Source organism: Cellulomonas sp. JH27-2 (assembly GCF_014837175.1).
In the GTDB taxonomy this organism is placed as follows: domain Bacteria; phylum Actinomycetota; class Actinomycetes; order Actinomycetales; family Cellulomonadaceae; genus Cellulomonas.
Genome location: NZ_JACYFR010000006.1, coordinates 103,570 through 129,327 on the forward strand (window position 1 = coordinate 103,570; position 25,758 = coordinate 129,327).

At 72.8% G+C, this 25,758-nt stretch carries 25 protein-coding genes; 17 read left to right on the forward strand and 8 right to left on the reverse strand.

Going from position 1 to position 25,758, the window contains the following annotated elements:
- Positions 1-42: 42 nt before the first annotated feature.
- The 5 genes from IC607_RS16475 to IC607_RS16495 all read left to right on the forward strand — a co-directional run bounded on the left by IC607_RS16475 (position 43) and on the right by IC607_RS16495 (position 5,738).
- Entirely contained in the window at positions 43-2,265 is a 2,223-nt protein-coding gene (locus tag IC607_RS16475; RefSeq protein ID WP_191788505.1) for a polyribonucleotide nucleotidyltransferase, read from the forward strand.
- Between the two features lies 1 nt (position 2,266).
- Positions 2,267-3,607 carry a pitrilysin family protein gene (locus IC607_RS16480; protein ID WP_191788506.1) on the forward strand — a complete coding sequence of 447 codons (1,341 nt, stop codon included), beginning with the start codon at positions 2,267-2,269 and terminating at the stop codon, positions 3,605-3,607.
- Between the two features lie 61 nt (positions 3,608-3,668).
- Positions 3,669-4,493 (forward strand): hypothetical protein, encoded by an 825-nt coding sequence (locus tag IC607_RS16485; RefSeq protein ID WP_191788507.1) that lies wholly within the window; start codon positions 3,669-3,671, stop codon positions 4,491-4,493.
- Positions 4,494-4,504: 11 nt separating this feature from the next.
- Entirely contained in the window at positions 4,505-5,254 is a 750-nt protein-coding gene (gene dapB, locus IC607_RS16490; RefSeq protein WP_191788508.1) for a 4-hydroxy-tetrahydrodipicolinate reductase, read from the forward strand.
- Between the two features lie 10 nt (positions 5,255-5,264).
- Positions 5,265-5,738 (forward strand): hypothetical protein, encoded by a 474-nt coding sequence (locus IC607_RS16495; protein WP_191788509.1) that lies wholly within the window; start codon positions 5,265-5,267, stop codon positions 5,736-5,738.
- Here the strand turns inward: IC607_RS16495 and IC607_RS16500 are convergent.
- From IC607_RS16500 to IC607_RS16515, 4 genes are all read right to left on the reverse strand, one after another.
- Positions 5,735-6,301 carry a GNAT family N-acetyltransferase gene (locus IC607_RS16500; protein WP_191788510.1) on the reverse strand — a complete coding sequence of 189 codons (567 nt, stop codon included), beginning with the start codon at positions 6,299-6,301 and terminating at the stop codon, positions 5,735-5,737. The genes IC607_RS16495 and IC607_RS16500 overlap by 4 nt on opposite strands.
- Positions 6,301-6,921 (reverse strand): TIGR00645 family protein, encoded by a 621-nt coding sequence (locus tag IC607_RS16505; protein WP_191788511.1) that lies wholly within the window; start codon positions 6,919-6,921, stop codon positions 6,301-6,303. Before IC607_RS16505 ends, IC607_RS16500 begins: the two co-directional genes overlap by 1 nt.
- 111 nt (positions 6,922-7,032) lie before the next feature.
- A complete protein-coding gene (locus IC607_RS16510; RefSeq protein WP_191788512.1) occupies positions 7,033-7,353 on the reverse strand; it encodes an AzlD domain-containing protein in 321 nt (106 codons plus the stop codon).
- On the reverse strand, positions 7,350-8,069 hold the full coding sequence (locus IC607_RS16515; protein WP_191788513.1) for an AzlC family ABC transporter permease: 720 nt from the start codon (positions 8,067-8,069) through the stop codon (positions 7,350-7,352). The genes IC607_RS16510 and IC607_RS16515 overlap by 4 nt, the downstream gene beginning before the upstream one ends.
- A gap of 52 nt (positions 8,070-8,121) precedes the next feature.
- Here IC607_RS16515 and IC607_RS16520 point away from each other — a divergent pair, with 52 nt between their 5' ends.
- The 6 genes from IC607_RS16520 to IC607_RS16545 all read left to right on the forward strand — a co-directional run bounded on the left by IC607_RS16520 (position 8,122) and on the right by IC607_RS16545 (position 13,527).
- Complete coding sequence (locus IC607_RS16520; protein WP_191788514.1) at positions 8,122-8,922, forward strand: thymidylate synthase; 801 nt, start codon at positions 8,122-8,124, stop codon at positions 8,920-8,922.
- The gene (locus IC607_RS16525; protein WP_191788515.1) at positions 8,919-9,422 is read left to right on the forward strand and encodes a dihydrofolate reductase; all 504 of its coding nucleotides are present in this window, start codon (positions 8,919-8,921) and stop codon (positions 9,420-9,422) included. The genes IC607_RS16520 and IC607_RS16525 overlap by 4 nt, the downstream gene beginning before the upstream one ends.
- A 74-nt stretch (positions 9,423-9,496) precedes the next feature.
- Entirely contained in the window at positions 9,497-10,414 is a 918-nt protein-coding gene (gene dapA / locus IC607_RS16530) for a 4-hydroxy-tetrahydrodipicolinate synthase (RefSeq protein WP_191788516.1), read from the forward strand.
- A gap of 14 nt (positions 10,415-10,428) precedes the next feature.
- Positions 10,429-12,114 carry a ribonuclease J gene (locus IC607_RS16535; protein WP_191788517.1) on the forward strand — a complete coding sequence of 562 codons (1,686 nt, stop codon included), beginning with the start codon at positions 10,429-10,431 and terminating at the stop codon, positions 12,112-12,114.
- Positions 12,115-12,488: 374 nt separating this feature from the next.
- Complete coding sequence (locus IC607_RS16540) at positions 12,489-13,052, forward strand: hypothetical protein (protein ID WP_191788518.1); 564 nt, start codon at positions 12,489-12,491, stop codon at positions 13,050-13,052.
- 70 nt (positions 13,053-13,122) lie between these two features.
- Positions 13,123-13,527 carry a hypothetical protein gene (locus tag IC607_RS16545; RefSeq protein ID WP_191788519.1) on the forward strand — a complete coding sequence of 135 codons (405 nt, stop codon included), beginning with the start codon at positions 13,123-13,125 and terminating at the stop codon, positions 13,525-13,527.
- Positions 13,528-13,545: 18 nt separating this feature from the next.
- Here the strand turns inward: IC607_RS16545 and IC607_RS16550 are convergent, their stop codons facing one another.
- Positions 13,546-14,481 carry a DMT family transporter gene (locus IC607_RS16550; RefSeq protein ID WP_191788520.1) on the reverse strand — a complete coding sequence of 312 codons (936 nt, stop codon included), beginning with the start codon at positions 14,479-14,481 and terminating at the stop codon, positions 13,546-13,548.
- A 161-nt stretch (positions 14,482-14,642) separates the two neighbouring features.
- The gene (locus tag IC607_RS16555; RefSeq protein ID WP_191788521.1) at positions 14,643-15,593 is read right to left on the reverse strand and encodes a GlxA family transcriptional regulator; all 951 of its coding nucleotides are present in this window, start codon (positions 15,591-15,593) and stop codon (positions 14,643-14,645) included.
- A 71-nt stretch (positions 15,594-15,664) separates the two neighbouring features.
- Between IC607_RS16555 and IC607_RS16560 the strand changes: the two genes are divergently transcribed.
- Both IC607_RS16560 and IC607_RS16565 read left to right on the forward strand, forming a co-directional pair.
- Positions 15,665-16,423, forward strand: coding sequence for an MBL fold metallo-hydrolase (locus IC607_RS16560; protein WP_191788522.1), 759 nt, complete (start codon positions 15,665-15,667; stop codon positions 16,421-16,423).
- 54 nt (positions 16,424-16,477) lie between these two features.
- Positions 16,478-16,948: a hypothetical protein gene (locus IC607_RS16565; RefSeq protein ID WP_191788523.1), complete on the forward strand. Its 471-nt coding sequence runs from the start codon at positions 16,478-16,480 to the stop codon at positions 16,946-16,948.
- Positions 16,949-16,955: 7 nt separating this feature from the next.
- Here IC607_RS16565 and IC607_RS16570 read toward each other — a convergent pair whose 3' ends face one another.
- Positions 16,956-18,104, reverse strand: coding sequence for a DNA glycosylase AlkZ-like family protein (locus IC607_RS16570; RefSeq protein ID WP_191788524.1), 1,149 nt, complete (start codon positions 18,102-18,104; stop codon positions 16,956-16,958).
- Between the two features lie 90 nt (positions 18,105-18,194).
- On the opposite strand from IC607_RS16570, the gene IC607_RS16575 reads away from it, so the two are divergent.
- Positions 18,195-20,864, forward strand: a complete 2,670-nt coding sequence (locus IC607_RS16575) for a DNA translocase FtsK (protein WP_191788525.1) — start codon at positions 18,195-18,197, stop codon at positions 20,862-20,864.
- Complete coding sequence (locus IC607_RS16580; protein ID WP_370526337.1) at positions 20,861-23,113, forward strand: putative bifunctional diguanylate cyclase/phosphodiesterase; 2,253 nt, start codon at positions 20,861-20,863, stop codon at positions 23,111-23,113. The genes IC607_RS16575 and IC607_RS16580 overlap by 4 nt, the downstream gene beginning before the upstream one ends.
- 4 nt (positions 23,114-23,117) lie before the next feature.
- Here IC607_RS16580 and IC607_RS16585 read toward each other — a convergent pair whose 3' ends face one another.
- The gene (locus tag IC607_RS16585) at positions 23,118-24,425 is read right to left on the reverse strand and encodes a CapA family protein (protein ID WP_191788526.1); all 1,308 of its coding nucleotides are present in this window, start codon (positions 24,423-24,425) and stop codon (positions 23,118-23,120) included.
- Positions 24,426-24,467: 42 nt separating this feature from the next.
- Between IC607_RS16585 and pgsA the strand changes: the two genes are divergently transcribed.
- Together pgsA and IC607_RS16595 are read left to right on the forward strand one after the other, a co-directional pair.
- Positions 24,468-25,064, forward strand: a complete 597-nt coding sequence (gene pgsA, locus IC607_RS16590) for a CDP-diacylglycerol--glycerol-3-phosphate 3-phosphatidyltransferase (protein ID WP_191788527.1) — start codon at positions 24,468-24,470, stop codon at positions 25,062-25,064.
- Between the two features lies 1 nt (position 25,065).
- Positions 25,066-25,596 carry a nicotinamide-nucleotide amidohydrolase family protein gene (locus IC607_RS16595; protein WP_191788528.1) on the forward strand — a complete coding sequence of 177 codons (531 nt, stop codon included), beginning with the start codon at positions 25,066-25,068 and terminating at the stop codon, positions 25,594-25,596.
- The last annotated feature ends 162 nt before the right edge of the window (positions 25,597-25,758 follow it).

Here is a 25,758-nt window from a genome sequence, read left to right on the forward strand (position 1 = left end):
CGTCGAGGCCGGCCGGCGCCTTCGAGAACAAGGAGGGCACCCGTGGAGGGTCCCGAGATCCAGTTCGCCGAGGCCGTCATCGACAATGGCCGCTTCGGTACCCGCACCGTCCGATTCGAGACGGGCCGCCTCGCCAAGCAGGCCGCCGGCGCAGCCGCCGCCTACCTGGACGGCGAGACGATGCTGCTGTCGGCCACGACGGCCGGCAAGCACCCCAAGGACCAGTTCGACTTCTTCCCGCTGACGATCGACGTCGAGGAGCGGCAGTACGCCGCGGGCAAGATCCCCGGCTCGTTCTTCCGCCGCGAGGGCCGTCCCTCGACCGAGGCGATCCTGGCCTGCCGCCTGATCGACCGTCCGCTGCGCCCGCTGTTCGTCAAGGGCCTGCGCAACGAGGTCCAGGTGGTCATCACCGTCCTGGCCATCCACCCCGACGACGCGTACGACGTGCTCGCCATCAACGCCGCGTCCATCTCGACGCAGATCTCCGGCCTGCCGTTCTCCGGCCCGGTCGGCGGCGTGCGCATCGCGCTGATCGACGGCCAGTGGGTCGCGTTCCCGCGCTACTCCGAGCGTGAGCGGGCGACGTTCGACATGGTCGTCGCCGGTCGTGTGGTCGGTGACGACGTGGCGATCGCGATGATCGAGGCCGAGGCCCCCGAGAAGTCGTGGAACCTCATCCAGGAGGGCGCCGTGGCACCCACCGAGGAGATCGTGGCCCAGGGCCTCGAGGCCGCCAAGCCGTTCATCAAGGTGCTCGTCGAGGCCCAGCAGGAGCTGGCGTCGAAGTCCGCCAAGGAGACGCAGGCGTTCCCGACGTTCCCCGACTACCAGGACGACGCCTACGCCGCCGTCGAGGCCGCCTCGACCGCGTCGCTCGGCGAGGCCCTGAGCATCGCGGACAAGCAGACCCGCGAGAACCGCCTCGACGAGATCAAGGGTGAGGTCGTCTCCTCGCTCTCGGTTCAGTTCGAGGGTCGCGAGAAGGAGCTGTCGGCCGCGTACCGGTCGGTCCAGAAGAAGCTCATCCGCCAGCGCATCCTCACGGACGGCTTCCGGATCGACGGCCGTGGCCTGCGGGACATCCGCACGCTGTCGGCCGAGGTCGAGGTCCTGCCCCGCGTGCACGGCTCGGCGATCTTCGAGCGTGGCGAGACCCAGATCATGGGTGTCACGACGCTGAACATGCTGCGCATGGAGCAGCAGCTCGACACGCTCTCCCCGGAGACGCGCAAGCGCTACATGCACAACTACAACTTCCCGCCGTACTCGACCGGTGAGACGGGCCGCGTGGGCTCGCCCAAGCGCCGCGAGATCGGTCACGGCGCGCTGGCGGAGCGGGCGCTCATGCCCGTCCTGCCCAGCCGCGAGGAGTTCCCCTACGCGATCCGTCAGGTGTCCGAGGCTCTCGGCTCCAACGGCTCGACGTCGATGGGTTCGGTCTGCGCGAGCACGCTCTCGCTGCTCAACGCCGGTGTGCCGCTGCGCGCGCCGGTCGCCGGCATCGCGATGGGCCTCGTGTCCGACACGGTCGACGGCGAGACGAAGTACGCCGCGCTGACCGACATCCTCGGTGCCGAGGACGCGTTCGGCGACATGGACTTCAAGGTCGCCGGTACCCGTGAGTTCGTCACGGCCATCCAGCTCGACACCAAGCTCGAGGGCATCCCCGCCTCGGTGCTCGGCGGCGCGCTGACCCAGGCCAAGGAGGCGCGCCTCGCGATCCTCGACGTCATCGCCGAGGCGATCGACGTCCCGGACGAGATGAGCCCCTTCGCTCCCCGCGTCATCACGGTGAAGGTCCCCGTCGACAAGATCGGCGAGGTCATCGGCCCGAAGGGCAAGATGATCAACCAGATCCAGGAGGAGACCGGCGCCGACATCTCGATCGAGGACGACGGCACGGTCTACATCGGCGCCACCGACGGTCCGTCGGCGGAGGCCGCGCGGGCGGCGATCAACGCGATCGCCAACCCGCACATGCCCGAGATCGGGGAGCGCTTCGTCGGCACGGTCGTCAAGACCACGACGTTCGGTGCGTTCATCTCCCTGAGCCCGGGCAAGGACGGTCTGCTGCACATCTCGCAGATCCGTCGCCTCGTGGGTGGCAAGCGCGTCGAGAACGTCGAGGACGTCCTGTCCATCGGGCAGAAGGTCCAGGTCGAGATCGGCGAGATCGACCCGCGCGGCAAGCTGTCGCTGCACGCGGTCGTTGAAGAGGACGCAGCGGACGAGGCGCCTGAGTCTGCGCCGGCCGACGCCTGACGTGCCGCTGGATCTCCCGCTGGTCGGCCCCGGCACTGCCGGGGCCGACCAGTCCGCCGAGCAGGACGGCGGCGCCGTCGTGCGTCGTTCCGTCCTGCCCGGCGGGGTCCGTGTCCTGACCGAGCACATGCCCGGTCTGCGTTCGGCGACGGTCGGCGCCTGGGTGGGCGTCGGGTCGCGCGACGAGGAGTCGGGCCACCACGGCTCGACGCACTTCCTCGAGCACCTGCTGTTCAAGGGCACCGCTCGCCGTTCCGCGATGGACATCGCGGAGGCGTTCGACGCCGTCGGTGGCGAGGCCAACGCCGCCACCGGCAAGGAGCACACGTGCTACTACGCACGCGTGCTCGACACCGACCTGCCGATGGCCGTCGACGTCATCGCCGACATGGTCACGTCCGCGCGCCTGGACACCGACGAGCTCGAGACCGAGCGCGGCGTGATCCTCGAAGAGCTCGCGATGAACGACGACGACCCGAGCGACGTCGCGCACGAGCAGTTCGCCGCCCTCGTGCTGGGCGCCCACCCGCTGGGCCGCCCCATCGGCGGCACCCCCGACACGATCCGCGCGGTCCCGCGCGAGGCCGTGTGGGAGCACTACCGCTGGCACTACCAGCCCGAGACCCTCGTCGTGAGCGCCGCCGGCGGCGTCGACCACGACGCCCTGGTCACCCAGGTCGCCGACGCGCTCTCCGCGGGCGGCTGGGACCTCGCCGGCGGGACGCCGCGCGGGCGCCGCGTGCCCGCGCTCGGCGTGCCGGCCGGCACCGACGGCATCCCGGCGCAGGGCGTCGAGAAGACGATCCGACGCCACACCGAGCAGGCGAACGTCATCGTCGGCGGCACCTCGCTGACCGCGACCGACCCGCGACGCTTCACGCTCTCGGTCCTCAACGCCGTCCTGGGCGGCGGCATGTCGTCGCGCCTGTTCCAGGAGATCCGCGAGAAGCGCGGCCTGGCCTACTCCACCTACTCGTTCTCCTCGGGGCACTCCGACACTGGTGTGTTCGGCCTCTACGCCGGCTGCACGCCGGCGCGCGTCGACGAGGTGCTCGAGCTCATGGTTGCCGAGCTGGAGCGCATCGCGGACACCCCCATCACACAGGCTGAGCTGGACCGTTCGATCGGCCAGCTGGCCGGCGGCCTGGTGCTCGGCATGGAGGACAGCGGCTCGCGCATGAGCCGGCTCGGCAAGGCCGAGCTGGTGCACGGTGAGCTGCTGAGCCTGGACGAGTCGCTCGAGCTGGTGCGCGCGGTGACTGCCGCGGACGTGCAGGAGCTCGCCGCGGACCTGGCCTCGCGCCCCCGCTCCGTGATCCGCGTGGGGCCTTTCGGGGACTGAGGTCACCGGTCGCTCCCGTCCGGTCCTGCCACGCGCGCTCGATGCGGGGCAGGATGGTGCCATGGCCGTGGACCAGGTGCCCTACGCGCGGTACGACGTCGTCGTGCCGGGGCTCGTCGAGCACGCGTGGGTGACGCGCCGGGGAGAGCCGCACCGAGAGATCCTGTTGCCCGATGGTCGTGGGCTCCTGCTGCTCGTCGTCGACGGGTCCGCGACGACGATCGACGCGACGTCCGGTGCCGAGCGCGCCGATGCGAGCGGGGTGCGCGGGCTCATGACGCGCCCGGCCGTGCGGGTCGCCGACGGCGGCGGTGCGCGCCTCGGCCTGCAGCTGCACCCTCTCGCTCTGGCGACCCTGGGCTCATCGCCGCTGGTCGACGCGTGGGCTCCCGCGCAGGTGCTGGTGGGGGAGAGCGCGGTGGACGATGCCACGGCGGCGCTGCGAGCGGCCGACGACGACGGCGCCGTGCGGATCCTCGTCGACGCGCTCGTCGCCCGCGTGGCTGCACGATCCGTCGCACACGACCCCGAGCGCGAACGGTTCGCCGAGGTCGTCGCGCGGGTCGACGCGCTGCACGGTGCGGTGACCGTGGCCGAGCTCGCGCGGTTCGTCGGGGTGACGGTGAGCGACGTGTTCCGCTGGTCGCAGCGCTACCTCGGCGTCGTGCCGGCCGACTACCTCGCGGCCGTGCGGTTCTCGGTGTTCGTGCGGCGCGCGGTGGGCCCGGGCATCGTCGACCCGGAGTCCGTGCTGTCCGCCCTGCGCTGGTACGCCGGGGCCGGCTTCCCGCCGCGGGAGGTCGAGCGCACCGCGGGGCTGAGCGTCGACGAGCTGCGCCGGGTCGAGGAGAGGGTCGCGTCGTGGGTGGGGGCGCGCACCGTCTAGGGTCGTCTTCCGTGAGCGAGCGCATCAAGGTGGCCGTCCTCGGGGCGGCGGGCCGTATGGGATCCACCGTCGTCGCAGCCGTGCAAGGGGCCGACGACCTCGAGCTCGTCGCGACACTGGACGCGGGAGACGACCTGTCCGCCGCGGCGGCCGCAGACGTCGCCGTCGACTTCACGGTCCCGGCCGTGACCCACGGCAACGTGCACGCGCTGATTGACGCGGGCGTGCACGTGGTTGTCGGGACGACCGGCTGGGACGACGCCGCAAAGGCGCGCGTGCGGGACCACCTCGCGGACCGGCCCGGCGTCGGGGTGCTGATCGCGCCCAACTTCGCGCTCGGCGCGGTGTTCGCGATGGCGTTCGCGGCGCGTGCCGCGGCGTGGTTCGAGTCCGTCGAGGTCGTCGAGCTGCACCACCCGGACAAGGTGGACGCGCCGTCGGGCACCGCGACGCACACGGCCGCGGCCATCGCCGCCGCCCGGGCCGCGGCGGGCGTCGCCACCAGCCCCGACGCGACCACGCAGGAGCTCGCCGGCGCGCGCGGAGCGGACGTCGACGGCGTGCGCGTGCACGCGGTGCGGCTGCGGGGGCTGGTCGCGCACGAGGAGATCCTGCTCGGTAACGCGGGCGAGCAGCTGACGATCCGGCACGACTCGTTCGACCGGATCAGCTTCATGCCCGGCGTGCTACTCGGGGTCCGTCAGGTCGGTTCGCGACCCGGCCTCACCGTGGGGCTCGAGCACCTGCTCGACCTGGGCTGAGGGGCGGCTGATGGCGACCTCGTCGCGCGTGCGCCGCACCGGCCTGGCCGGTGCGATCGTCCTGACCGCGCTGCTCGGACTCTACGTCTGGCTCGTCGCGAGCCGGTCCGTCGCGCTGATCGGCACCGGCAAGGTGGTCGGCGTCGTGCTGGGCTGCGCGTTCCTGGTGCTGCCGCTGGTCGTCATCTGGCTGATCGTGCGCGAGTGGGTGCTGGCGATCGACGTGCAGCGCATGGCCGACGAGCTGGCGGAGGCCGATGAGCTGCCCGTCGACGACCTGCCGCGCTCACCGGGCGGCCGGATCGACCGCTCCGTGGCGCGCGAGCAGTTCGACGCAGCGCGGGACGTCGCCGACGCCGCCCCCGACGACTGGCGGTCCTGGTACCACCTCGCGTTCGCCTATGACGCGGCGGGGGACCGGCGACGCGCGCGCGAGTCGCTGCGCCACGCGCGCCGGCTGTACCGCGGGAAGGCGACCGCCTAGATCTCGGCCCACCACCGGTGCTCGGTCACGACGCGGTGGCTGCCGTCGGGCTGCGTGCCGGACGCGACCTCCCGCGCGGTGTCGTCGGGACCGAGACCGGCGCCGCGCAGGAACTGTGCGCGCGCGTCGTCGCCGTCCAGGACCCAGGTGTGGACCTGGTCGGCGCCCTGCTCGCGCAGCAGGTCCACGGCCGCGGCCAGCAGCCGGGACCCGTGGCCGCCGCGCTGCGCGTGCGGTGCCACCTCGAGGGCCAGGATCACGCCGCCCGGCGCCGTGCCCAGCGCCGCGTCGTGCGGCGCCGGGACCGGCGCGATGGCCGCGAAGCCGACGACCGTGGGCCCGTCGCACGCCACCAGCACGCGGTGGCCGGCGGGCGCCGCGGTGATGGCGGCCGCCCACTGGGTCCGCACCGCATCCTCGTCGAGCAGGGCGAGCACGTCGTCGCCCAGCACCTCGCGGTGCTCGTCGCGCCAGGCCGTGAGCTGGACGTGGGCGATGGCGGACTCGTCGCCGGGGACGGCGGGGCGGACGGAGACGTCGGCGTGGTCGCTGAACAGGGGCACTAGGCGACGGTAGCCGGGATCGGCGCCGGTGCGTCGTCGGGCGCCACGACGGGCTGCGCCTTGGGCGGGTGCTTGGCCGAGACCTTGTCGATCCACGCGAGCGCGATCGCGGAGACGATGAACGTCAGGTGGATGAGCGTCTGCCACATCAGGGCCTCGCCGCCGTGCGGCTGCTCCACGGTGTGCTCCGCCTCGATGAAGCTGCGCAGCAGGTGGATCGAGGAGATGCCGATGATCGACATCGCGAGCTTCGTCTTGAGCACATTGGCGTTGACGTGCGAGAGCCACTCGGGCTGGTCGGGGTGGTTGTCCAGGCGGATGCGGGAGACGAACGTCTCGTAGCCGCCCACGATCACCATGATCAGCAGGTTGGCGATCATCACGACGTCGACGAGGCCCAGGACGGCGATGATGATGTCGCCCTCGTCCATGCCGTGGCCGGAGAACACCCCGTGCGCCAGGTGCCACAGCTCCTTCATGAACTGCCACACGTAGACGGCCTGCGCGACGATCAGGCCCAGGTACAGCGGGACCTGCAGCCAGCGGGACAGGAAGATCAGCGAGCCGATGGTCGAGCCGCGCGTCGGGGTGGGCTTGATGGTCGGGGCGGAAGAGGCCATGGGAGGTCCTTCGGTGGCGGGAGGCCGGCGGCCTCGTCGTCGGGGGCGCAGACGCCTCCGGCGCCCACGTCGTGCGCCTGCCCAACGCCCGACGTGGCGAGAACGTGCCCGTCAGGCCATGCCCAGCGCGCGCAGGCCCGCGGCGGTCGCGGCGGCCAGGACGACGACGACGATGAACGGGGCCCGCAGCACGAGGGCGACCGCGGCGACGGCGAGCGCGGGCAGGCGGGCGTCGGCGACGAGCTCCTTGCCGGTCGTCGCCGCCTGGACGGCGACCAGCGCGGACAGCAGCGCGACGGTCACGAGCGCCGCGGTCCGGGCCACGCGCGGCTTGGCGAGCCAGTGCTCGGGCACCAGGTGGCCGACGACCTTGAGCGCGTACACGACGGCGCTCGCCCCGATCACGGCGAGCCAGGTGGCGGTGGGGCTCACGGCACGTCCCCCGTGTGCTCGGACGTGGTCGGCTCGTCGGGGGACAGGGGAGCGAGCATACCGACGAGGATCGCGACGGCCGCCGCGACCAGCACCGGCACACCGGCGGGAGTGAAGGGCGTCAGCGCGAGCGCGACGAGGACGGCGCCGCCGGCGACGAGCCGCGCGACGGTGCCCGTCGGCCCCGAGATGCGCGGCCAGACGAGGGCGAGGAACGCTGCTGCTGCCGCGGCGTCGAGGCCGTAGCGCCGCGGGTCGCCGAGCGCGTCACCGAGGACGGCGCCCAGCAGCGTGAACGCGTTCCAGAGCACGAAGACGCCGGCGCCGGTCCACCAGAAGCCGGTGCGCGCGTCGTCGAGCGACGTCTGCGCGGTGGCGACGGCCGTCGACTCGTCGATCGTCAGCTGGGCCGCCAGCAGGCGACGTCCGCCGTGCACACCCAGCAGCGGTGCCACCTGCGGGCCGTACAGCCCGTTGCGCGCACCGAGCAGCCCGGCCGTCGCGATCGCGGCACCCGCGGCACCGCCCGCCCCCAGCACGCCGATGAACGCGAACTGCGACCCGCCGGAGAACATCAGCAGCGACAGCGCCATCGTCTGGGCGGTGCTCAGCCCGGCCACCACGGACAGCGCGCCGAACGACACGCCGTACAACCCGGTGGCGAGTGCCACGGAGATCGAGGTGCGCACCACCGCGCGCCGCCCGTCGAACCTCACGCGCCCACCCTACGTCCCGGCATCGGCGACTCTGACGCCTACGATGACGCCCATGGGTGTGCCGACTCCGTACGAAGACCTGCTGCGCCTGGTGCTCGAGACCGGCACCCCCAAGGCCGACCGGACCGGGACCGGCACGCGCAGCGTGTTCGGGCACCAGATGCGGTTCGACCTGCGCGAGGGCTTCCCGCTGGTCACGACCAAGCGCGTGCACCTGAAGTCGATCGCGTACGAGCTGCTGTGGTTCCTGCGCGGCGACTCGAACGTCGGCTGGCTGCGGGAGCACGGCGTCTCGATCTGGGACGAGTGGGCCGACGAGCGCGGTGAGCTCGGTCCCGTCTACGGCGTCCAGTGGCGGTCGTGGCCGACGCCCGATGGCGGCCACATCGACCAGATCAGAGAGCTCATGGCCAACCTGCGTCGTGACCCGGACTCGCGCCGGCACATCGTCTCGGCGTGGAATGTCGCCGACATCCCGTCCATGGCGCTCGCGCCGTGCCACGCGTTCTTCCAGTTCTACGTGGCCGACGGGCGGCTGTCGTGCCAGCTCTACCAGCGCTCGGCGGACCTGTTCCTCGGTGTGCCGTTCAACATCGCCTCGTACGCGCTGCTCACGCACATGGTGGCCCAGCAGCTCGACCTCGAGGTCGGGGACTTCGTGTGGACCGGTGGCGACTGCCACATCTACGACAACCACGTGGACCAGGTCCGCGAGCAGCTGAGCCGCGAGGCGTTCGCCCCGCCCACGTTGCGCCTGCGCAAGGCGGACTCGATCTTCGACTACGCGTTCGAGGACATCGAGGTGCTGGACTACCAGCATCATCCGGCCATCAAGGCGCCGGTGGCGGTGTGAGCCTCGCCCTGATCTGGGCACAGTCGCCGGACGGCGTGATCGGCGTCGACAACGCGCTGCCGTGGCGGGTGCCGGAGGACTCCGCGCACTTCCGTGCTCTCACGAGCGGGCACCCCGTGGTGATGGGACGTGCAACCTGGGAATCGTTGCCCGAGCGGTTCCGGCCGCTGCCGGGGCGCGACAACATCGTCCTGACGCGGACGGCCGGCTACGAAGCGCCTGGGGCGCTCGTCGTCGGGTCGCTCGACGCGGCGCTCGCCCTGGTGGGGGAGCGGGACGCGTGGGTGATGGGCGGCGGGGCGGTCTACGAGCAGGCGCTGCCGCTGGCCGACCGGGTCGAGATCACCGTGGTCGACCTGGACGTCGACGGGGACACCTGGGCGCCGACGCTCGACGACGCGTGGGAGCGGGTCGCGTGCGAGCCGGCTGACGGCTGGTCGACGTCGTCCGCGGGCGACGTCGCGTACCGCTTCGAGTCCTGGCGGCGTCGCGCGGGTTGACGACGGCGGTCGACGGGCCGTCCGTTGCCTGATCGCGCGTGCCGCAGCGGCCGACGCGGCGGTACCGTGTGCCCATGCCGAGCGTCACGTCGTCCACCCGCCCGTTCGGGGCGGTGCTCACCGCGATGGTCACCCCCATGACGTCCGACGGGGCCGTCGACCTGGCCGCCGCTGCCGCGCTCGCGCGGCACCTGGTCGACGACGGGCACGACGGGCTCGTGCTCAACGGCACGACGGGCGAGGCGCCGACCACCCACGCTCCGGAGAAGGCCGAGCTCGTCGCCGCGGTCGTCGAGGCCGTCGGTGACCGTGCGTACGTCGTCGCCGGCGCCGGTTCCAACGACACCGCCCACGCGGTCCGCATGGCCGAGCAGGCCGCGGAGGCCGGTGCGCACGGGCTCCTCGTCGTGAGCCCCTACTACTCGCGGCCGTCGCAGCCCGGCGTCGTCGCGCACATCAGCGCCGTGGCGGACGCGACGGACCTGCCCGTCATGCTCTACGACGTCCCCGGCCGTGCCGGGGTGCGGATGGCGCCCCAGACGATCGACGCGCTGGCTGCGCACGATCGCGTCGTCGCCATGAAGGACGCGACCGGGGACGTGTTCGCCGCGTCCGCTGCCGCGCAGCGCACGGGCCTGGCCTGGTACTGCGGCGACGACGGGCTCTTCCTGCCGTTCCTGGCCCACGGCGGTGCCGGCGTCGTCGGGGTCGCGTCGCACGTCGTCGGCGCGCAGTTCGCTGCGCTGGTGCGTGCCTGGGACGCCGGTGACCACGCCGAGGCCCTGCGCCTGTTCCGTTCCGCCACGCCCGCCATCGAGGCCATCAACGGCGCCGGCTTCCAGGCCGTGTACGCCAAGGCCGCGCTCGAGACCCTCGGGCTGCTGGCGAACCGTGCCGTCCGCCTTCCCTACGTTCCGGCGCCCGACGAGGCCGTCGACGACATCCGCGCAGGACTGCGCGCCGCAGGGCTGCTCGACGCAGCCCTCGCCTGACACCCAGGAGATCCATGAGCCACCCGCATCCCGAGCTCAACCCGCCCCCGCCGCTCGCGGCCGGTGCCCTGCGCATCGTCGCCCTCGGCGGTCTCGGTGAGGTCGGACGCAACATGGCCGTGCTCGAGTACGACGGGCGCCTGCTCGTCATCGACTGCGGCGTGCTGTTCCCCGAGGACCACCAGCCCGGCGTCGACCTGATCCTGCCGGACTTCGAGTACATCAAGGACCGGCTGCAGGACATCGACGCGATCGTCCTGACGCACGGCCACGAGGACCACATCGGTGCCGTGCCGTACCTGCTGCGGCTGCGCGGGGACATCCCGCTGGTCGGCTCGCAACTGACGCTCGCGTTCGTCGAGGCCAAGCTCAAGGAGCACCGCATCAACCCCCTGACCCTGGTGGTCAAGGAGGGGCAGACCGAGCGGCTCGGCGCGTTCTCGTGCGAGTTCGTCGCCGTCAACCACTCGATCCCCGACGCCCTGGCGGTCGCCGTCACCACCGGCGCGGGCACCGTGCTGCACACGGGCGACTTCAAGATGGACCAGCTCCCGCTCGACGGGCGCATCACGGACCTGCGGGCGTTCGCGCGGCTCGGCGAGGCCGGCGTCGACCTGTTCATGGTCGACTCCACCAACGCGGAGGTGCCCGGCTTCGTGGCGCAGGAGCGCGGCATCGGCCCCGTGCTGGACAACGTCTTCGCCGAGTCGTCCAAGCGGATCATCGTCGCGTCGTTCTCGTCGCACGTGCACCGCGTGCAGCAGGTGCTGGACGCCGCGCACGCGCACGGCCGCCGCGTCGCACTCGTCGGACGCTCGATGGTCCGGAACATGGCCATCGCCGCCGACCTGGGCTACCTGAAGGTGCCCGACGGCGTGCTGATCGACATCAAGAAGATCGACGACCTGCCGGACGACGAGATCGTGCTCATGTGCACGGGCTCGCAGGGCGAGCCGATGGCCGCGCTGTCCCGGATGGCCAACAACGACCACCGCGTCTCGGTCGGGTTCGGCGACACCGTGATCCTGGCGTCGTCGCTCATCCCCGGGAACGAGAACGCCGTCTTCCGGATCATCAACGGACTGACCCGGCTGGGTGCCCGCGTGGTCCACTCCGGCAACGCCAAGGTCCACGTGTCCGGGCACGCATCCGCCGGTGAGCTGCTCTACTGCTACAACATCCTCAAGCCGCGCAACGTCATGCCCGTGCACGGCGAGGTCCGCCACCTGGTCGCGAACGCCGCGCTCGCGGTGCAGACCGGCGTGCCGGCCGACCGCGTGGTGCTGGCCGAGGACGGCGTGGTCGTGGACCTCGTCGACGGCCGAGCGTCCGTCGTGGGCGCAGTCCCGTGCGGCTACGTCTACGTCGACGGGTCGAGCGTCGGGGAGATCACCGAGGTCGAGCTCAAGGACCGTCGGATCCTGGGCGACGAGGGCTTCGTGTCGATCTTCGCGGTCGTGTCGTCGGCCGACGGCAAGGTGCTGGCAGGCCCGCAGATCCATGCCCGCGGGTTCGCGGAGCAGGACGCCGTGTTCGACGACATCCTGCCGGAGCTCACGCGGGCGCTCGAGGACGCGGCTGCGCAGGGCGCGACCGACGTCCACCAGCTCCAGCAGGTGATGCGCCGCGTGGTGGGCCGCTGGGTGAGCAACCGGCTGCGGCGCCGTCCGATGATCATCCCCGTGGTGGTCGAGGCCTGAACCGGAGCGCAGTGCGCGGTGAGGGGCGCGAAGCGCCACTCGCCGCGCGCGGAGCGCAGGTTCAGGCCGACCGGGAACGCGAGGCCTGAACCGGAGCGCAGTGCGCGGTGAGGGGCGCGAAGCGCCACTCGCCGCGCGCGGAGCGCAGGTTCAGGCCGACCAAGAGAACAGGGCCGTCCGTGAGCCCGCGCACCGACCAACCCCGCGGGCTTGAAACGTAGCCCGAACACCGCCCAACCCCGCGGGCCTAAGACGTAGCCCGAACACCGACCAACCCCACGAGCCAAAGACGCAGCCCGAACGCAGGCCCGCCAAACGGGTGACTTCACACCGTTCCTGCCCACACCCGCCCCCAGCACCGCCACGATGCCCACGTGACGATCTCTCGAGGTGCCAGATGGGCGCTCGCAGGCGCCGGCGTGATCGCGATCGCGGGCGCGGCCGCCGTGCTGTGGCCGCGTTCCGAGGCGGAGGCGACGCCCGAGCCGCTCCCGGTGGTCACGGTGCAGGCGCACCCGGAGGTCGAGCTTCCCTACACGGTGGGCACGCCGTCGGGCTGCCCGTCGTTGTCGTACCGGAGCTCTGTGGAGTCGGCGGCAGGGACCAACATCAGGCTCTCGTCGGGGTCGCAGCGGCCGTCGATGTTCAACGTGGTGTGCTTTCCGATCGACTCGTTCGGGTCGGTCGACGAGCTCGTGGCGTGGAAGATGGCGCACCGCGTCGACTCTCAGCTCGTGGGGCAACCGGTGTGGGAGGTGGGCGCGATGGGTCGCTCGGTGCGCACCGAGCTGGACATGGGCAGCGGCACCCTCATCACCGAATGGCTCGCGGAGCGTGAGGGCAAGCTGGTCATCGCGGGCTACTACCACCACGACGACGATCCCGTGGGGGCGTCGGACGTGGCGGACGCGATGGTCGCGTCGTGGGAGTGGCGCTGAGCCGACCGCAGCGGGCGGCGGCCAGTCGGCACGCCTCGGCACGCTGTCACGGGGTCTCGGTGTCGCGGCGGTGTTCGCGCTGGTCGCAGCCGCAGGAGGATGCGCGCACGACGACGACGAGCGCGAGCGCATCCGCGACGAGATCGCGCGCGCGGGCACGATCCTCGACGAGCTCGCCCTGGCGGGGTTCGAGCTGACGCCGTGCATCGACTCGGTCGCGTCGAGCGACCGCTGCTGGCGCGTCGACGACGAGCCCCGCGCGGCGCTCGAGGCGCTGGCGGACGGCGTAGCGCACGCGGGCTACGTCGGCACGGAGCTCAGCTGCTCGCCGGCACCGGGTTCCACGGGTGGGCAGGAGCGTTGCCACATCCGGTTGGGCGCGATCCTCGCCGACGCATCCGGCGGCGTCGGGGCCGCCGGCACGAGGGGCACGTCGACGGTGCACGCCTTCACGATGCAGCTGATGCCGGACTAGTGGGCCGGTCCCGCGTCGTCAGCGGGACTGCGCGTTCGACGGGGTCGCGGCGACGTCGTCGATGCGCGGGCTGTCCGCCGTCGTCGGCTGCGCGGCGCCCGGACGGCCGCGCAGGGAGGCGGCTGCCGACCCGAGCACGATCAGGAGCGTTGCGGCGGCAATCGTCCAGGTGAACGGCTCGTCGAGGACGAGCGCACCGAGCACGACGGCGACGACGGGGTTGAGGTAGGCCACGAGCGTCGAGCGCGCCGCGCCGACCTCGGCGATGAGTCCGAAGAAGAGCACGAAGGCGAGCGCCGTGCAGACCGCTCCCAGGGCGGCGAGCGCGAGCACGGCGTCGGTGTCGGGCCAGGGGTGCGGACCCGTCGCGAGGACGATCGGTGCGTACACGAGCGCGGAGACACCGAGGCAGGTGGCCGTCAGGGGGATGACGGGGACGTCGCGGAGCCAGCGGTCGGCGATCATCGGCGCGGTCGCGTAGCCGAGGGCGGCGAGCAGCACCTGTGTCACCGCCCACGGGTCGTCGGCCGCCGCGCCGGGACCCAGCAGGAGCGCGACGCCGGCGAGCGCGACGAGCAGCCCGACCCAGCGCACGGCTGCGACGGGAGCGCGGTCGCCGACCAGCCGCCCCAGGACGACGGCGGCGATCGGGACGGTCGCGACGAGCAGGCCCGTCGTCGAGCTGGTCAGGGTGCGCTCGGCGTTCGAGAGCAGGATCCACGGCCCGACGATCTCGAGCGCGGCGAAGCCCAGCACGGCGGGCCAGTGCCCCCGCAAAGTGCGCAGACCTCCGGCGCGGACCGCGAAGGGGATCAGCAGCAGGGCGCCGAGCCCGGTGCGCACGAAGACGACCGTGGCGGGGGAGACCTGCCCGACGGCCACCTTGATCAGCAGGTACGGCACGCCCCAGACCACGCCCATGGCGATCAGGAGCAGCCAGCCGCGGCGGCTCATCGGGCCGTGCCCGGACGTCGAACGCTCACGAGACCGACGCTAACCCCGACCACCGACACGACTGTCCGCCTCGCAGGGAGCGTGCGGCGAATGGCGGTGGACCGACGGTCGTCGTCAGGATCTGGACGGTGCTGCTCGTCGGGTGCGTGGTCCTTGGCTCGTCAGGCGACGACGCGGAAGGCATCCCGGTGCCGCCTCGGCGAGGTGCCGTACCGGCTCGCGAAGTGGACGCGCAGCGCGGCGGCGGTGGTGTAGCCGCAGGCGTGGGCGACGGCCTCGACGGGTTCGTCGGTCGACTCGAGCAGCATGCGGGCGTGCGCGAGGCGCCGCTCGACGAGCCACTGCGTCGGGCTCGTGCCCGTGCGGGCGCGGAAGCGTCGCGTGAACGTGCGCCGGGACATCGACACCTGCGCGGCCCAGCGGTCGAGGTCAGCGGGTTGCTCGAGGCGCTGTGCTGCCCACGCCATCGCGCGTTCGACCGGGTCGGGTCCGGCGGAGGGGGCGAGCGGGGCGGGGATGAACTGCGCCTGCGACCCGTCGCGATGCGGCGCCAGGACGAGGGACCGAGCGATCTGCGCGGCGACGCGTTCGCCCTGGTCGGCGCGCACGACGTGCAGGCAGCAGTCGAGCGCAGCAGCGACGCCTGCGGAGGTCACGACGTCGCCCTCGTCGCACCACAGCACGTCGGGCCGGACGCGTACGCGCGGGTAGCGGGCGGCCAGCTCGTCGGCCGCGTGCCAGTGGGTCGCCACCTCCCGGCCGTCCGCGATGCCCGACGCGGCGACGAGGAAGGAACCCAGGCACAGCCCGACGACGCGCGCCCCGCGGTCGTGCGCTGCCCGGACGGCCGCGAGCAGTGACGACGACGGCGCGACCGACGTGTCGGCGCTGGGCAGCACGACGGTGTCGGCGTCTGCCAGGGCGTCGAGGCCGTGGGCGACGACCACGTCGTAGCCGCCGCTCGTCGGCAGCGGGCCCGGTTGCTCCGCGCAGACCACCACTCGGTACGGCAGCGCTGGCACTCCGTGGCGCTGTGCACCGAACACGGCGGTCGGGACGGCCAGGTGGAAGGGGCTGATGCCGGGGAACGCGACGACCACGACCGTGTGCATGGCCCGATCCTAGCGATCATCGGCCTCCGGGCCCCTGGCGACGGCCGCCCGGCGCGATGAACCTGGCAGGCATGACGCACACCCCGATCACCGCGACCTTCGTCGGCGGACCCACGTTGGCCTTCACCTACGGCGGGCTGACGTTCCTCACCGACCCGACGTTCGACGCCCCACGTGACTTCCCCGGCCCGATCACCCTCAGCAAGCTCGAGGGGCCCGCGCTCGCCGCGCGCGATCTCGGGCCGCTCGACGTCGTCCTGCTCTCCCACGACCAGCATGTCGACAACCTGGACGACGCCGGCCGGGAGCTGCTCGCCGACGTCCCGCTCGTGCTGTCCACCCCGGACGCCGCCTCTCGGATCCCGGGCGTCCGGGGCCTGGTCGCGTGGGAGCACGTCGAGCTCCCGGGCGGGGTGGTCGTCACGGCCGTGCCCGCGCGGCACGGACCGGAGGGCGCGGAAGCTCTGAGCGGGGCGGTGACGGGATTCGTCCTGGAGGCCGACGGCCTGCCGACGACCTACGTCGCGGGCGACAACTCGTCGCTCGACGTGGTGGCCACGATCGCGACCCGGTTCCCGGCGATCGAGCTGGCCGTGCTCTTCGTCGGCGGCGCCAACGTGGGGCGGTTCGGCGACGAGCCCGTGACGATGGACGCGGCGCGGGCCAGGGCAGCCGCCGACCTGCTGGACCGGGCACGGATCGTCCCGGTCCACCACACCGACTGGGCCCACTTCGTCGAGCCGCTGTCCGCGGTGGTCGACCGGTTCGAGCACGGCGGGGTCGGTGACCGTCTCGTCGTCCTCGAGAGGGGCACGCCGACAGAGCTCTGACCAACCGGACCGCCAGGCCCTCAACCCCTGGCCCCGACGTGTCGATGCCGACGTATGACGAAGACGCGGCTCGTCGCTGCCCTGGCGGTCCTGGTCGTCCTGGTCATCGCGGCGGGTGTGGCTTTCCACCAGCACCGTGAGGACGAGCGCGTCGCCGCCGCAACATACGCAGCAGCCGCCGCCGGACGCGCGGTGGGCGCCACGACCGTGCCGGCCACGTTCACGCCGGTGACCTGCACGGGTGGTCAGCGCGACTACGACCGATGCTGGCGGGCGGCGCTCCCGGCCGACGACGCCGTCGCAGCTCTCCAGGAGGCGCTCGCTGAGCAGGGCATCGACCGCCTCGTGGTCGACTGCCCGAGCAGCCCGCGCTATCGCGGGGAGTCCTTGGGGTGCACGCTCACCGGAAGCACGGTGGTCGCCGTCGCGACGCGGGACCTGCGCACGACGGTCGCAGACGGTGGCGAGCTGCTGGCTGGCACCTCCAGCGTGGCCGTGGCGAGCGCGCCCTTCGTCGGGGAGTGAAGGTCGATCACGCGGGTCGCAGGCCTCGGAACTCCGCCAGTCGCCCGTGCTCGCGCTCGACGGCCGCTCGCGTCGACGCGTCCCACGGCACCCACTCGTCGAGCTCGAGCCCCAGCACCCGCCCCTTCGCCCGCGGGCGCCACGTCCCGACGATCTCGCCTCCGGCGAGCACGGCGCCCGGTCGGCCGAGCGTCCGCCACAGCTCCGGGCGCCGACGGGCGTCGGGGACGATCACCTCGCGGTCGCGCCCCTGCAGGAACAGGTCGTAGGGGCCGAGCAGGCGCACGACCGGGTCCCCGTCGGGCGGCTCGGCCGCACGCTCGAGGGCCCCGACGTCGCCCGCGAGGAGCGAGGCCGGCGCACCGTCCACCAGGACGTCGACGGCGTCGTGCGGCCACCACTCCCGGATGTCGCGCGCCGGGGCGTCGAGGAGCTCCGCCGCCTGGCCCGGCGTCATCGGGCCCAGGAGGTGGAGCAGCGCACGCAGGACGTCGGACGGGCCGCCGGGCTCGGGCGGCGTCAGGTCACCGACCTGCGCGGCAGGCCAGCGCGGGATGCGGCGGATCACCGGGGGAGACGTGCCGGGCTCGAGCTCGAGCCCCGCGTGCAGGGCGGCGAGGCGGAACACCATCTCGTAGGGGTGCGTGGCCTGGCACGGCTCGCACCAGCGCAGGTACGGGTCGTCGAGCACAGCCGTCATCCGCGTGGAGAGCGCGCCCTTCTCGAGGGGCTGGGTCACGACGTCGCGCATCGCGGTCGCAGCGACGGACAAGGCGTCCGCGCGGCCGATCCCGGCTTTCTTCAACGGACCCGCCGCCGACATGATGCGCTTGGCGGCGTCGGCCTCGGAGAACGGGCGCACCGCGCGCTCGACGGCAGGCAGGTCCGAGCGCCGGTAGGCGTGCGGCGCCCCGCGCAGCGTCCACGCGAGGGCGAGCTCGTGCGGCCATCGCCCCGCCTCGACCGGCACGCCGCGCAGCGCCAGCGCCCACAGCGCCCCGTCGGGTCCCGTGTCCTGCACCCCGAGATCGAGGACGTCGGCGGCGTCGACGGCGCGATCCGACCGCGGTCGTCGGTCAAGCTGTTGAGCGTGCACGCGGTAGCGCAGCACCTGCGCACGGTCCACGCTCACGGCCGGTCGGGTGCTCGTCGCCATCACCCCACCGTGCCACGAGCCACCGACATCGACACCGACACGCGCGCCCGCACGCCCGTCTCGTCGGCGGACCCGGCTAGTTTGAGGACCATGGCGACTCGTACGTCCTCCTCAGGCGGCCGCGCCGGCGCGCCCGCGACGGCGCGCGCCTCCGGCCGGTCGACCGGCAAGGCGCCCGCCAAGCGGCCCGCGCCCACGCGGCCGCAGGGGCGCAAGCCCGCACCCGCACCGCACAAGCCCGCGCTCCCGGTCCGCATGGTCAAGGGTGCGTTCATGGGGTGCGCGCACCTGATCGGCGGCACCGCGCGCCGCATGGGTCACGGCGCCCGCGACCTCGACCCGGCGCACCGCCGCGACGGCGCCGCGTTCACGCTGCTCGCGCTCGCGGTCGTCGTGGCCGCGCGGGAGTGGTGGGCGCTGTCGGGGACCGCCGGCGACGCGATCCACTCGGTGGTCGCCGGCACCTTCGGCGTCGTCGGCGTGATCGTGCCCGTGCTGCTGCTGGCCGTCGCGATCCGCCTCATGCGTCACCCGGAGCGTGTGCAGGCGAACGGCCGGATGGGCATCGGCCTGACGGCGATCATCGTCGCCGTCTGCGGGATCGTGCAGATCTCGAACGGGTTGCCGGGCACGGACGACTTCGACGCGCTGCGCAGGGCCGGCGGGATCGTCGGCTTCGCGGTCGGCAACCCCCTGGCCGGCCTGGTCACCGCGCCCGTCGCGGTGATCCTCCTGCTGCTGCTGGCGTTCTTCGGGATCCTCGTCCTGACCGCGACCCCGGTGCACCAGGTGGTCCCGCGGCTGCGCAACGGCTACCACCGCCTCACCGGCGGCCACGAGCGGCCGGACGACGACGCCGAGACCGAGGACGACGACGAACCGCTCGTCATCAACGCGCTGCACTCCGCCGTCGACGAGGACGAACCGGCGCAGCCGCGCCGCAGGGGCCTCCTCCTGGGACGGCGCAAGCGGGCCGACGAGCTCGACGAGCCCGCCGACGACCGGCTGGACGGGTACGACGGGGACGAGGCGTTCGTCCGTGCGGCGGTCGTGGCCGCGGACGACGAGAGCGTCGAGCCCGCACCCGACACCGTCCCGACCGCCGTCCTGGACGCAGCGCACGCGGAGCGCAAGACGATCGTCGCCCCGACGCCCACGCCCGTCCCGCGCGGGGAGCAGCCGATGCTCGAGGGCGACGTGCTCTACACGCTGCCTGCCGAGGACGTGCTCGCCAAGGGCGCACCCCACAAGGTCCGCTCCGCGGCGAACGACCGCGTGGTCGAGTCGCTGACGGGCGTGCTCGAGCAGTTCGAGATCAACGCACAGGTCACGGGCTTCACGCGCGGGCCGACGGTGACCCGGTACGAGGTGGAGCTCGGCAAGGGCACCAAGGTGGAGCGCGTCACGGCGCTCAGCAAGAACATCGCCTACGCGGTGGCCAGCGCCGACGTCCGCATCCTGTCGCCGATCCCCGGCAAGTCCGCGATCGGCATCGAGATCCCCAACACGGACCGCGAGACCGTCTCGCTGGGTGACGTGCTGCGCTCGAGCGCCGCCAAGCGCACCGAGCACCCCATGGTCATCGGCATCGGCAAGGACGTCGAGGGCGGGTACGTCACGGCCAACCTGGCGAAGATGCCGCACATGCTCGTGGCCGGGGCCACCGGTGCCGGCAAGTCGAGCTTCGTCAACTCGATGATCGTCTCGGTCCTCATGCGGGCCACGCCCGACGAGGTCCGCATGGTGCTCGTCGACCCCAAGCGCGTCGAGCTGACGATCTACGAGGGGATCCCGCACCTCATCACGCCCATCATCACCAACCCGAAGAAGGCCGCCGAGGCCCTCGAGTGGGTGGTCCGCGAGATGGAGGCGCGCTACGACGACCTGGCCAACTTCGGCTTCAAGCACATCGACGACTTCAACGTCGCGGTGCGTGCGGGCAAGGTCAAGCCGCTGCCGGGCTCGGAGCGCAAGATCGCGCCGTACCCCTACCTGCTGGTGGTGGTCGACGAGCTCGCCGACCTCATGATGGTGGCGCCGCGCGACGTCGAGGCGTCCATCCAGCGCATCACGCAGCTCGCCCGCGCGGCCGGCATCCACCTGGTGCTCGCCACGCAGCGCCCGTCGGTCGACGTGGTCACGGGTCTGATCAAGGCCAACGTGCCGTCGAGGCTCGCGTTCGCGACGAGCTCGCTGACGGACTCGCGCGTCGTGCTCGACCAGCCGGGCGCCGAGAAGCTCATCGGCCAGGGTGACGCGCTGTTCCTGCCGATGGGTGCGGCCAAGCCGATGCGTACCCAGGGTGCGTGGGTCACCGAGTCGGAGATCCACGCGGTCGTCGAGCACGTCAAGGGCCAGCTGAAGCCGGTCTACCGCCAGGACGTGACCGTCGCCGCGGCCAAGAAGCAGGTCGACGACGACATCGGCGACGACCTGGACCTGCTGCTGCAGGCCGCGGAGCTGGTGGTCACCTCGCAGTTCGGCTCGACGTCGATGCTGCAGCGCAAGCTGCGCGTCGGGTTCGCCAAGGCCGGCCGGCTCATGGACCTGCTCGAGTCGCGCGAGATCGTCGGGCCGTCCGAGGGGTCCAAGGCCCGCGAGGTGCTGGTCCAGCCCGACGACCTGCCGGGCACGCTGGCCATGCTGCGCGGCGCCCCGGGGGACGACGACGGCGGCATGCCGGGCGACCCGCCCGTCGCGACCGACTACTTCGACGACGACGAAGGGGACGACGCCGGCTGGTCCGGCGCGGGCCGGTGAACCTGCGGACGGACGCGGGCCAGGTGCCCGCGTCGTTCCTCGGGTCGTCCGACACGTTCAGCACGGTCAGCAGCATCCTCGGCATCATCGCGATCATCGCGCTGATAGCCGTGCTGGTGCTGATGTCGCGACAGCGCCGTGAGGTGCGTCGGGCCAACGAGCTGCTCGCGCTGTCCCGCGAGCTGCGGCACCGCTACGACGCGCTGCAGTCGGTCACCCGCGAGGGTGCGCTCGTCTCGTCGTTGTCCGGGCGGGTGCTCGACATCTCCGACCGGGCCGCGGCGATCCTGGGCGTCGACCCGGCGTCGTCGGTGGGGCGTCAGCTCGGGGACCTGCCCGTGGTGCTGGTGAACGAGACGGGCCTGGCGATGAACCCGTCGGCGGTGCTGGGGCATCGGGCCGGCATGGGGCGGGCCGGCTTCACCGTCGACTCCGAGCTCGTGGGTGTCGCGCTGCCCGGCGGCCCGCAGGGGCAGGCGCGCATGGTGCAGGTCTCGAGCCAGCTCGTGCCGGCCGGGGACGGTGACAGCGCCGCCGTGCTCACGACGCTCGTCGACGTCACGGGGCGGCGCGAGGTCGAGGCTGCGCTGTCACGCAGCGAGACGCAGTTCCGCGTCGCGATGGAGAACGCGCCCATCGGCATGGCGCTCGTCGACCTGGACTGGGTGATCGTCGAGGCCAACGCCGCGTTGGCCGAGCTGCTCGGCACCAGCGTCGCGGCGCTGCGGGGCTATCCGATGGCGGACCTGAGCACCGCCGACACGCGCGCGACCGAGCGCCTCGAGGTGGACCGGCTGCTCGGCGGCGGGCAGCACCGGTTCTCGCTCGAGAAGCGCTACCAGCGCGCCGACGGCCACCAGGTGTGGGTCGTGCTCGACGCCGCGCTCGTCCGGGCGCCGTCGGGCGCACCCGACCACTTCGTCGTCCAGGTCCGGGACTCCACCGAGTCGCGGCTGCAGGCGGAGATGCTCACGCACCGCGCGATGCACGACCCGCTGACAGGCCTGGCCAACCGGACGCTCCTGCAGGAGGTCCTCCAGTCCGTGCTGGAGCAGCCCGGCATCGTGGACCGCGTCGCGGTGCTCGCGTGCGACCTGGACGGGTTCAAGGAGATCAACGACCGCTACGGGCACGCGGCGGGCGACGAGGTGCTGGTCCACGTCGCGGGCGTGCTGCGCGCGGCCACGGCGCGGCGCGGGACTGTCGCGCGGCTCGGCGGCGACGAGTTCGTCGTCGTCGTCCAGGACACCGACGGACCGAAGGCCGTCTTCGAGGTGGCGGCCGCGATCCACGCCGGGCTCCAGGAGCCGGTGCGCGTCGCGCGTCGTCGGCTCAGCGTGGGCGCGAGCATCGGCATCGCGCTGGCCGAGCCCGAGGCCGTCGAGGGTGGGGCGCCGTCCATGCTCGCCGCGGCGGACGCCGCGCTCTACCGCGCCAAGGGCTCGGGCCGCGGCCGGACCGAGGTGTACGACCAGTCGATGAGCCGAGCGAGCGGTTCCGACCTGCAGCGGGAGATCGCGAGCGCGCTCGAGACCGGCGAGCTGGTCGTGTACTACCAGCCCATCGTCGATCTCGGCGACCAACGCGTGGTCGGCTACGAGGCGCTCATCCGCTGGCGGCACCCCTACCGTGGCCTGCTGCTGCCGCAGGCGTTCCTGTCGCTCGCGCAGGAGGCGGGTCTGTCCGTGCCGCTGGGGCAGTTCGTCGCCCGACGGGTCGTCGAGGCGGTCGCGGCGATGCCGGACCAGACGCGGTGGGTGTCGGTCAACGTCTCCGCGGACCAGCTCGGTGACGGCGAGTTCGCGACGACGCTCCTCGCCGAGATCTCGCGCCACCGTGTCATGGCCGGTCGGATCGTCGTCGAGCTGACCGAGACCTCGCTCGTCGCCTCCGGGACGCGCATCCGGCACGAGCTCACGCAGCTGTCGGCAGCCGGCGTGCCCGTCCTGCTCGACGACTTCGGGACCGGCGTCTCGCCGCTGTCCTACCTGCGCGACCTGCCGGTGGCCGGCGTCAAGCTCGACATGTCCTTCACGTCGGGCATCCCCGACGACCCGACGGCCGGCAAGATCGCCCGCGCGTTGGGTGCCCTGGCGCGCGAGCTCGCGATGGTGACCATCGCGGAGGGGATCGAGCACGTCGAGCAGGCGGAGTTCCTGCACCGCAACGGGTGGCGCTACGGGCAGGGCTGGCTGTTCGGCAGCGCGCAGCCGGTGGAGACCGTGCTGGACCCGCGCACCGCGGGCTGACCCGTCAGGACGTGCGCGGCACGACCGTGGGCTCCGGACCCGTGGGGATCACCGGGCTGGTCCGCTCGGGTGCCTCGTCGCCCGCCGCGGCGGTGACACGTGCGACGCGCTCGGTGACCTTCGTCGCGCTCAGGTGCGCGGTGCCGTCGGTGATGTCGGTCAGTGCGTGCACCTCGTGCCCGCCGAGGCGGTCGACGGTGATCGGCGTCCACTCGACGGACGTCACGCGCGCGGGTCCCGCCGGGTGCTCGCCGGACGCCGCCGGGCTCGTCACGTGCGCCGTCAGGAGGATGCCGGAGTCGGTGTTCGCGACGCAGCACGCCGAGTCCTGGTTCGACAGGTAGTTGCCCAGCCCGTAGGCGACCCACATGCCGTCGCCGTCGGGGCCGCCCTCGAGCTTCGCGACCGGCTGCGGGACGTGTGCGTGGTGGCCGATCACGAGGTCGAACTGACCCGAGTCGGCCAGCTCCTGGTCGATGGCCTGCTGCTCCACCGACGGCTCGGTCCGGTACTCGACGCAGCAGTGCACGCTCGCGATGACGAGGTCCGCACCGTCGGCGCGTGCCTGCTTCGCCTCCCTGACCATGGCGGGCACGTCGATGAGGTCGACCGACCAGGGCTTGGTGGACTCGACGGGCATCCCGTTGGTGCCGAACGCCGCAGCGATTTGCGCCACCGTGATCGTCTGGCCGGCGCGCTCGAGGCGGTAGAGCTGCGGCTGCGCGGCCTCCGTCTCGGTGCGGGCCGTGCCGACGTGCCCGAGCCCCGCAGCGTCGAGGGCGTCCAGGGTCGAGGTCACACCGGCGAACCCGCGGTCCACGGAGTGGTTCGACGACGTGGAGCAGCCGTCCCAGCCCTGCTCCTTCAGGTCCTGCGCCAGCTGCGCGGGGGCGGCGAAGACCGGGTAGCCGGACGGCTTGGTGCCCGCAGGGGCCAGCGGCACCTCCAGGTGGCAGATCGCGAGGTCGGCGCCGGCGATCCACGGGTCCATGGGGGACAGGAGCGAGCTGAAGTCGTAGCCGGTCGTCGTCCGCGCGTCCGCGTCGACGGGCAGGTGGGGCAGGACGTCGCCCGCCGCGACGATCGTGAAGTCGGCGTCGGGCTCGGGCGTCCGTGTCGGGCTCGGGGTCGGTGTCGTGGCCGCCGGGGCCGGCGACACGAGCTCGGCGTCCTGCGCGGTCACGCTCGCGGCGGGATCCGTCGGGCCTAGGAACGCGACGGCGGCGCCGCTCGCCGTCGCCACGACGAGCGCGAAGGCGGCCACGCTCGCGAGCATGCGGGAGCGTGGGTGGGTGCGGACGTGACGAGTCATCTGCGAGTGTGGATCGGGAGAAGCACAGCGGGACTTTAGGCTGTGCCCGTGGTCCCCTCCGAATCGCCGTCCCCCTGGAACGCGGCGAACGTCCTGACGATGCTGCGCATCGCGCTGGTCCCTTTCTTCGCGTGGGCCATGCTCGCGGACGGTGGGCACACCACGACGTGGCGTCTGGTGGCTGCCGGGCTGTTCGCCCTGGCTGCGGTGACGGACCGGGTCGACGGCTGGCTGGCACGCCGCAACGACCAGATCACCGACCTGGGCAAGCTGATGGACCCCATCGCCGACAAGCTGCTCATGGGGACCGCGCTGATCCTGCTGTCGGCGCTGGGGGACCTGTGGTGGTGGGTCACCGTGGTGATCCTGGTCCGCGAGATCGGGATCACGGTGCTGCGGATGTTCCTGCTGCGGTACGTCGTCCTGCCCGCGTCGCGCGGTGGCAAGGTCAAGACCGTCGTCCAGTCGTTCGCGATCGGGCTGTACATCCTGCCGCTCGACGCGATGCCGTCGTGGGTCTCGGTCCTCGCGGCCGTCGTCATGGCGGCAGCCCTGGTCCTGACCGTCGCGACGGGGATCGACTACCTGCTCGCGGCTCGGCGGATCCGCCGAGCCGCCACGATCCCGCCGGGCATCTGAGGTGGTCGCCGACGGCTACACGGCGAGCGCTGCTCTGCTGGACCTGCTGCGGTCCCGCGGCATGACGGTGGCCACCGCCGAGTCGCTCACCGGCGGCGAGCTGTGCTCGCGCCTCGTGGACGTCGCGGGCGCGTCGGACGTCGTTCGGGGCGGGGTCGTGACCTACGCGACCGACACCAAGACCTCCGTCCTCGGCGTCGACGCCGAGCTCCTGGCGCGGCGTGGGCCCGTCGACCCGGACGTCGCCCGCGCGATGGCGCGCGGCGTGCGGCGGCTGCTGGGGGCGGACGTCGGGGTGGCCACGACGGGTGTCGCGGGGCCGGGACCCAGCGACGGGCATGACGCGGGGACGGTCTTCGTGGCCGTCGCTCGCGGACCAGGTGACGGCGACGACTTGGTCGACCTCGTGCGAGAGCTCCACCTGACGGGCGGCCGGGATGTCGTCAGGGACGGTGCGGTCCGCGCGGCCCTCGCGCTGGTGACGACGGCACTGGGGGTGCCGGGTGGCAGCACCGGGCCGGTGCCGGGGTGAAAACCCGGTCCAAGAAGTCCCGGCCCGCAGGATCGTCGGGAACACACCGACCAGGCAGATCGTTGCAAGGTCCGTGATGAACACGCGACCTCCGTCCCGGCACGACACCCACCGTGTGGGTGGAGCACGGTACGGTGAGACGGTCGGACAGAAGCGGACGGA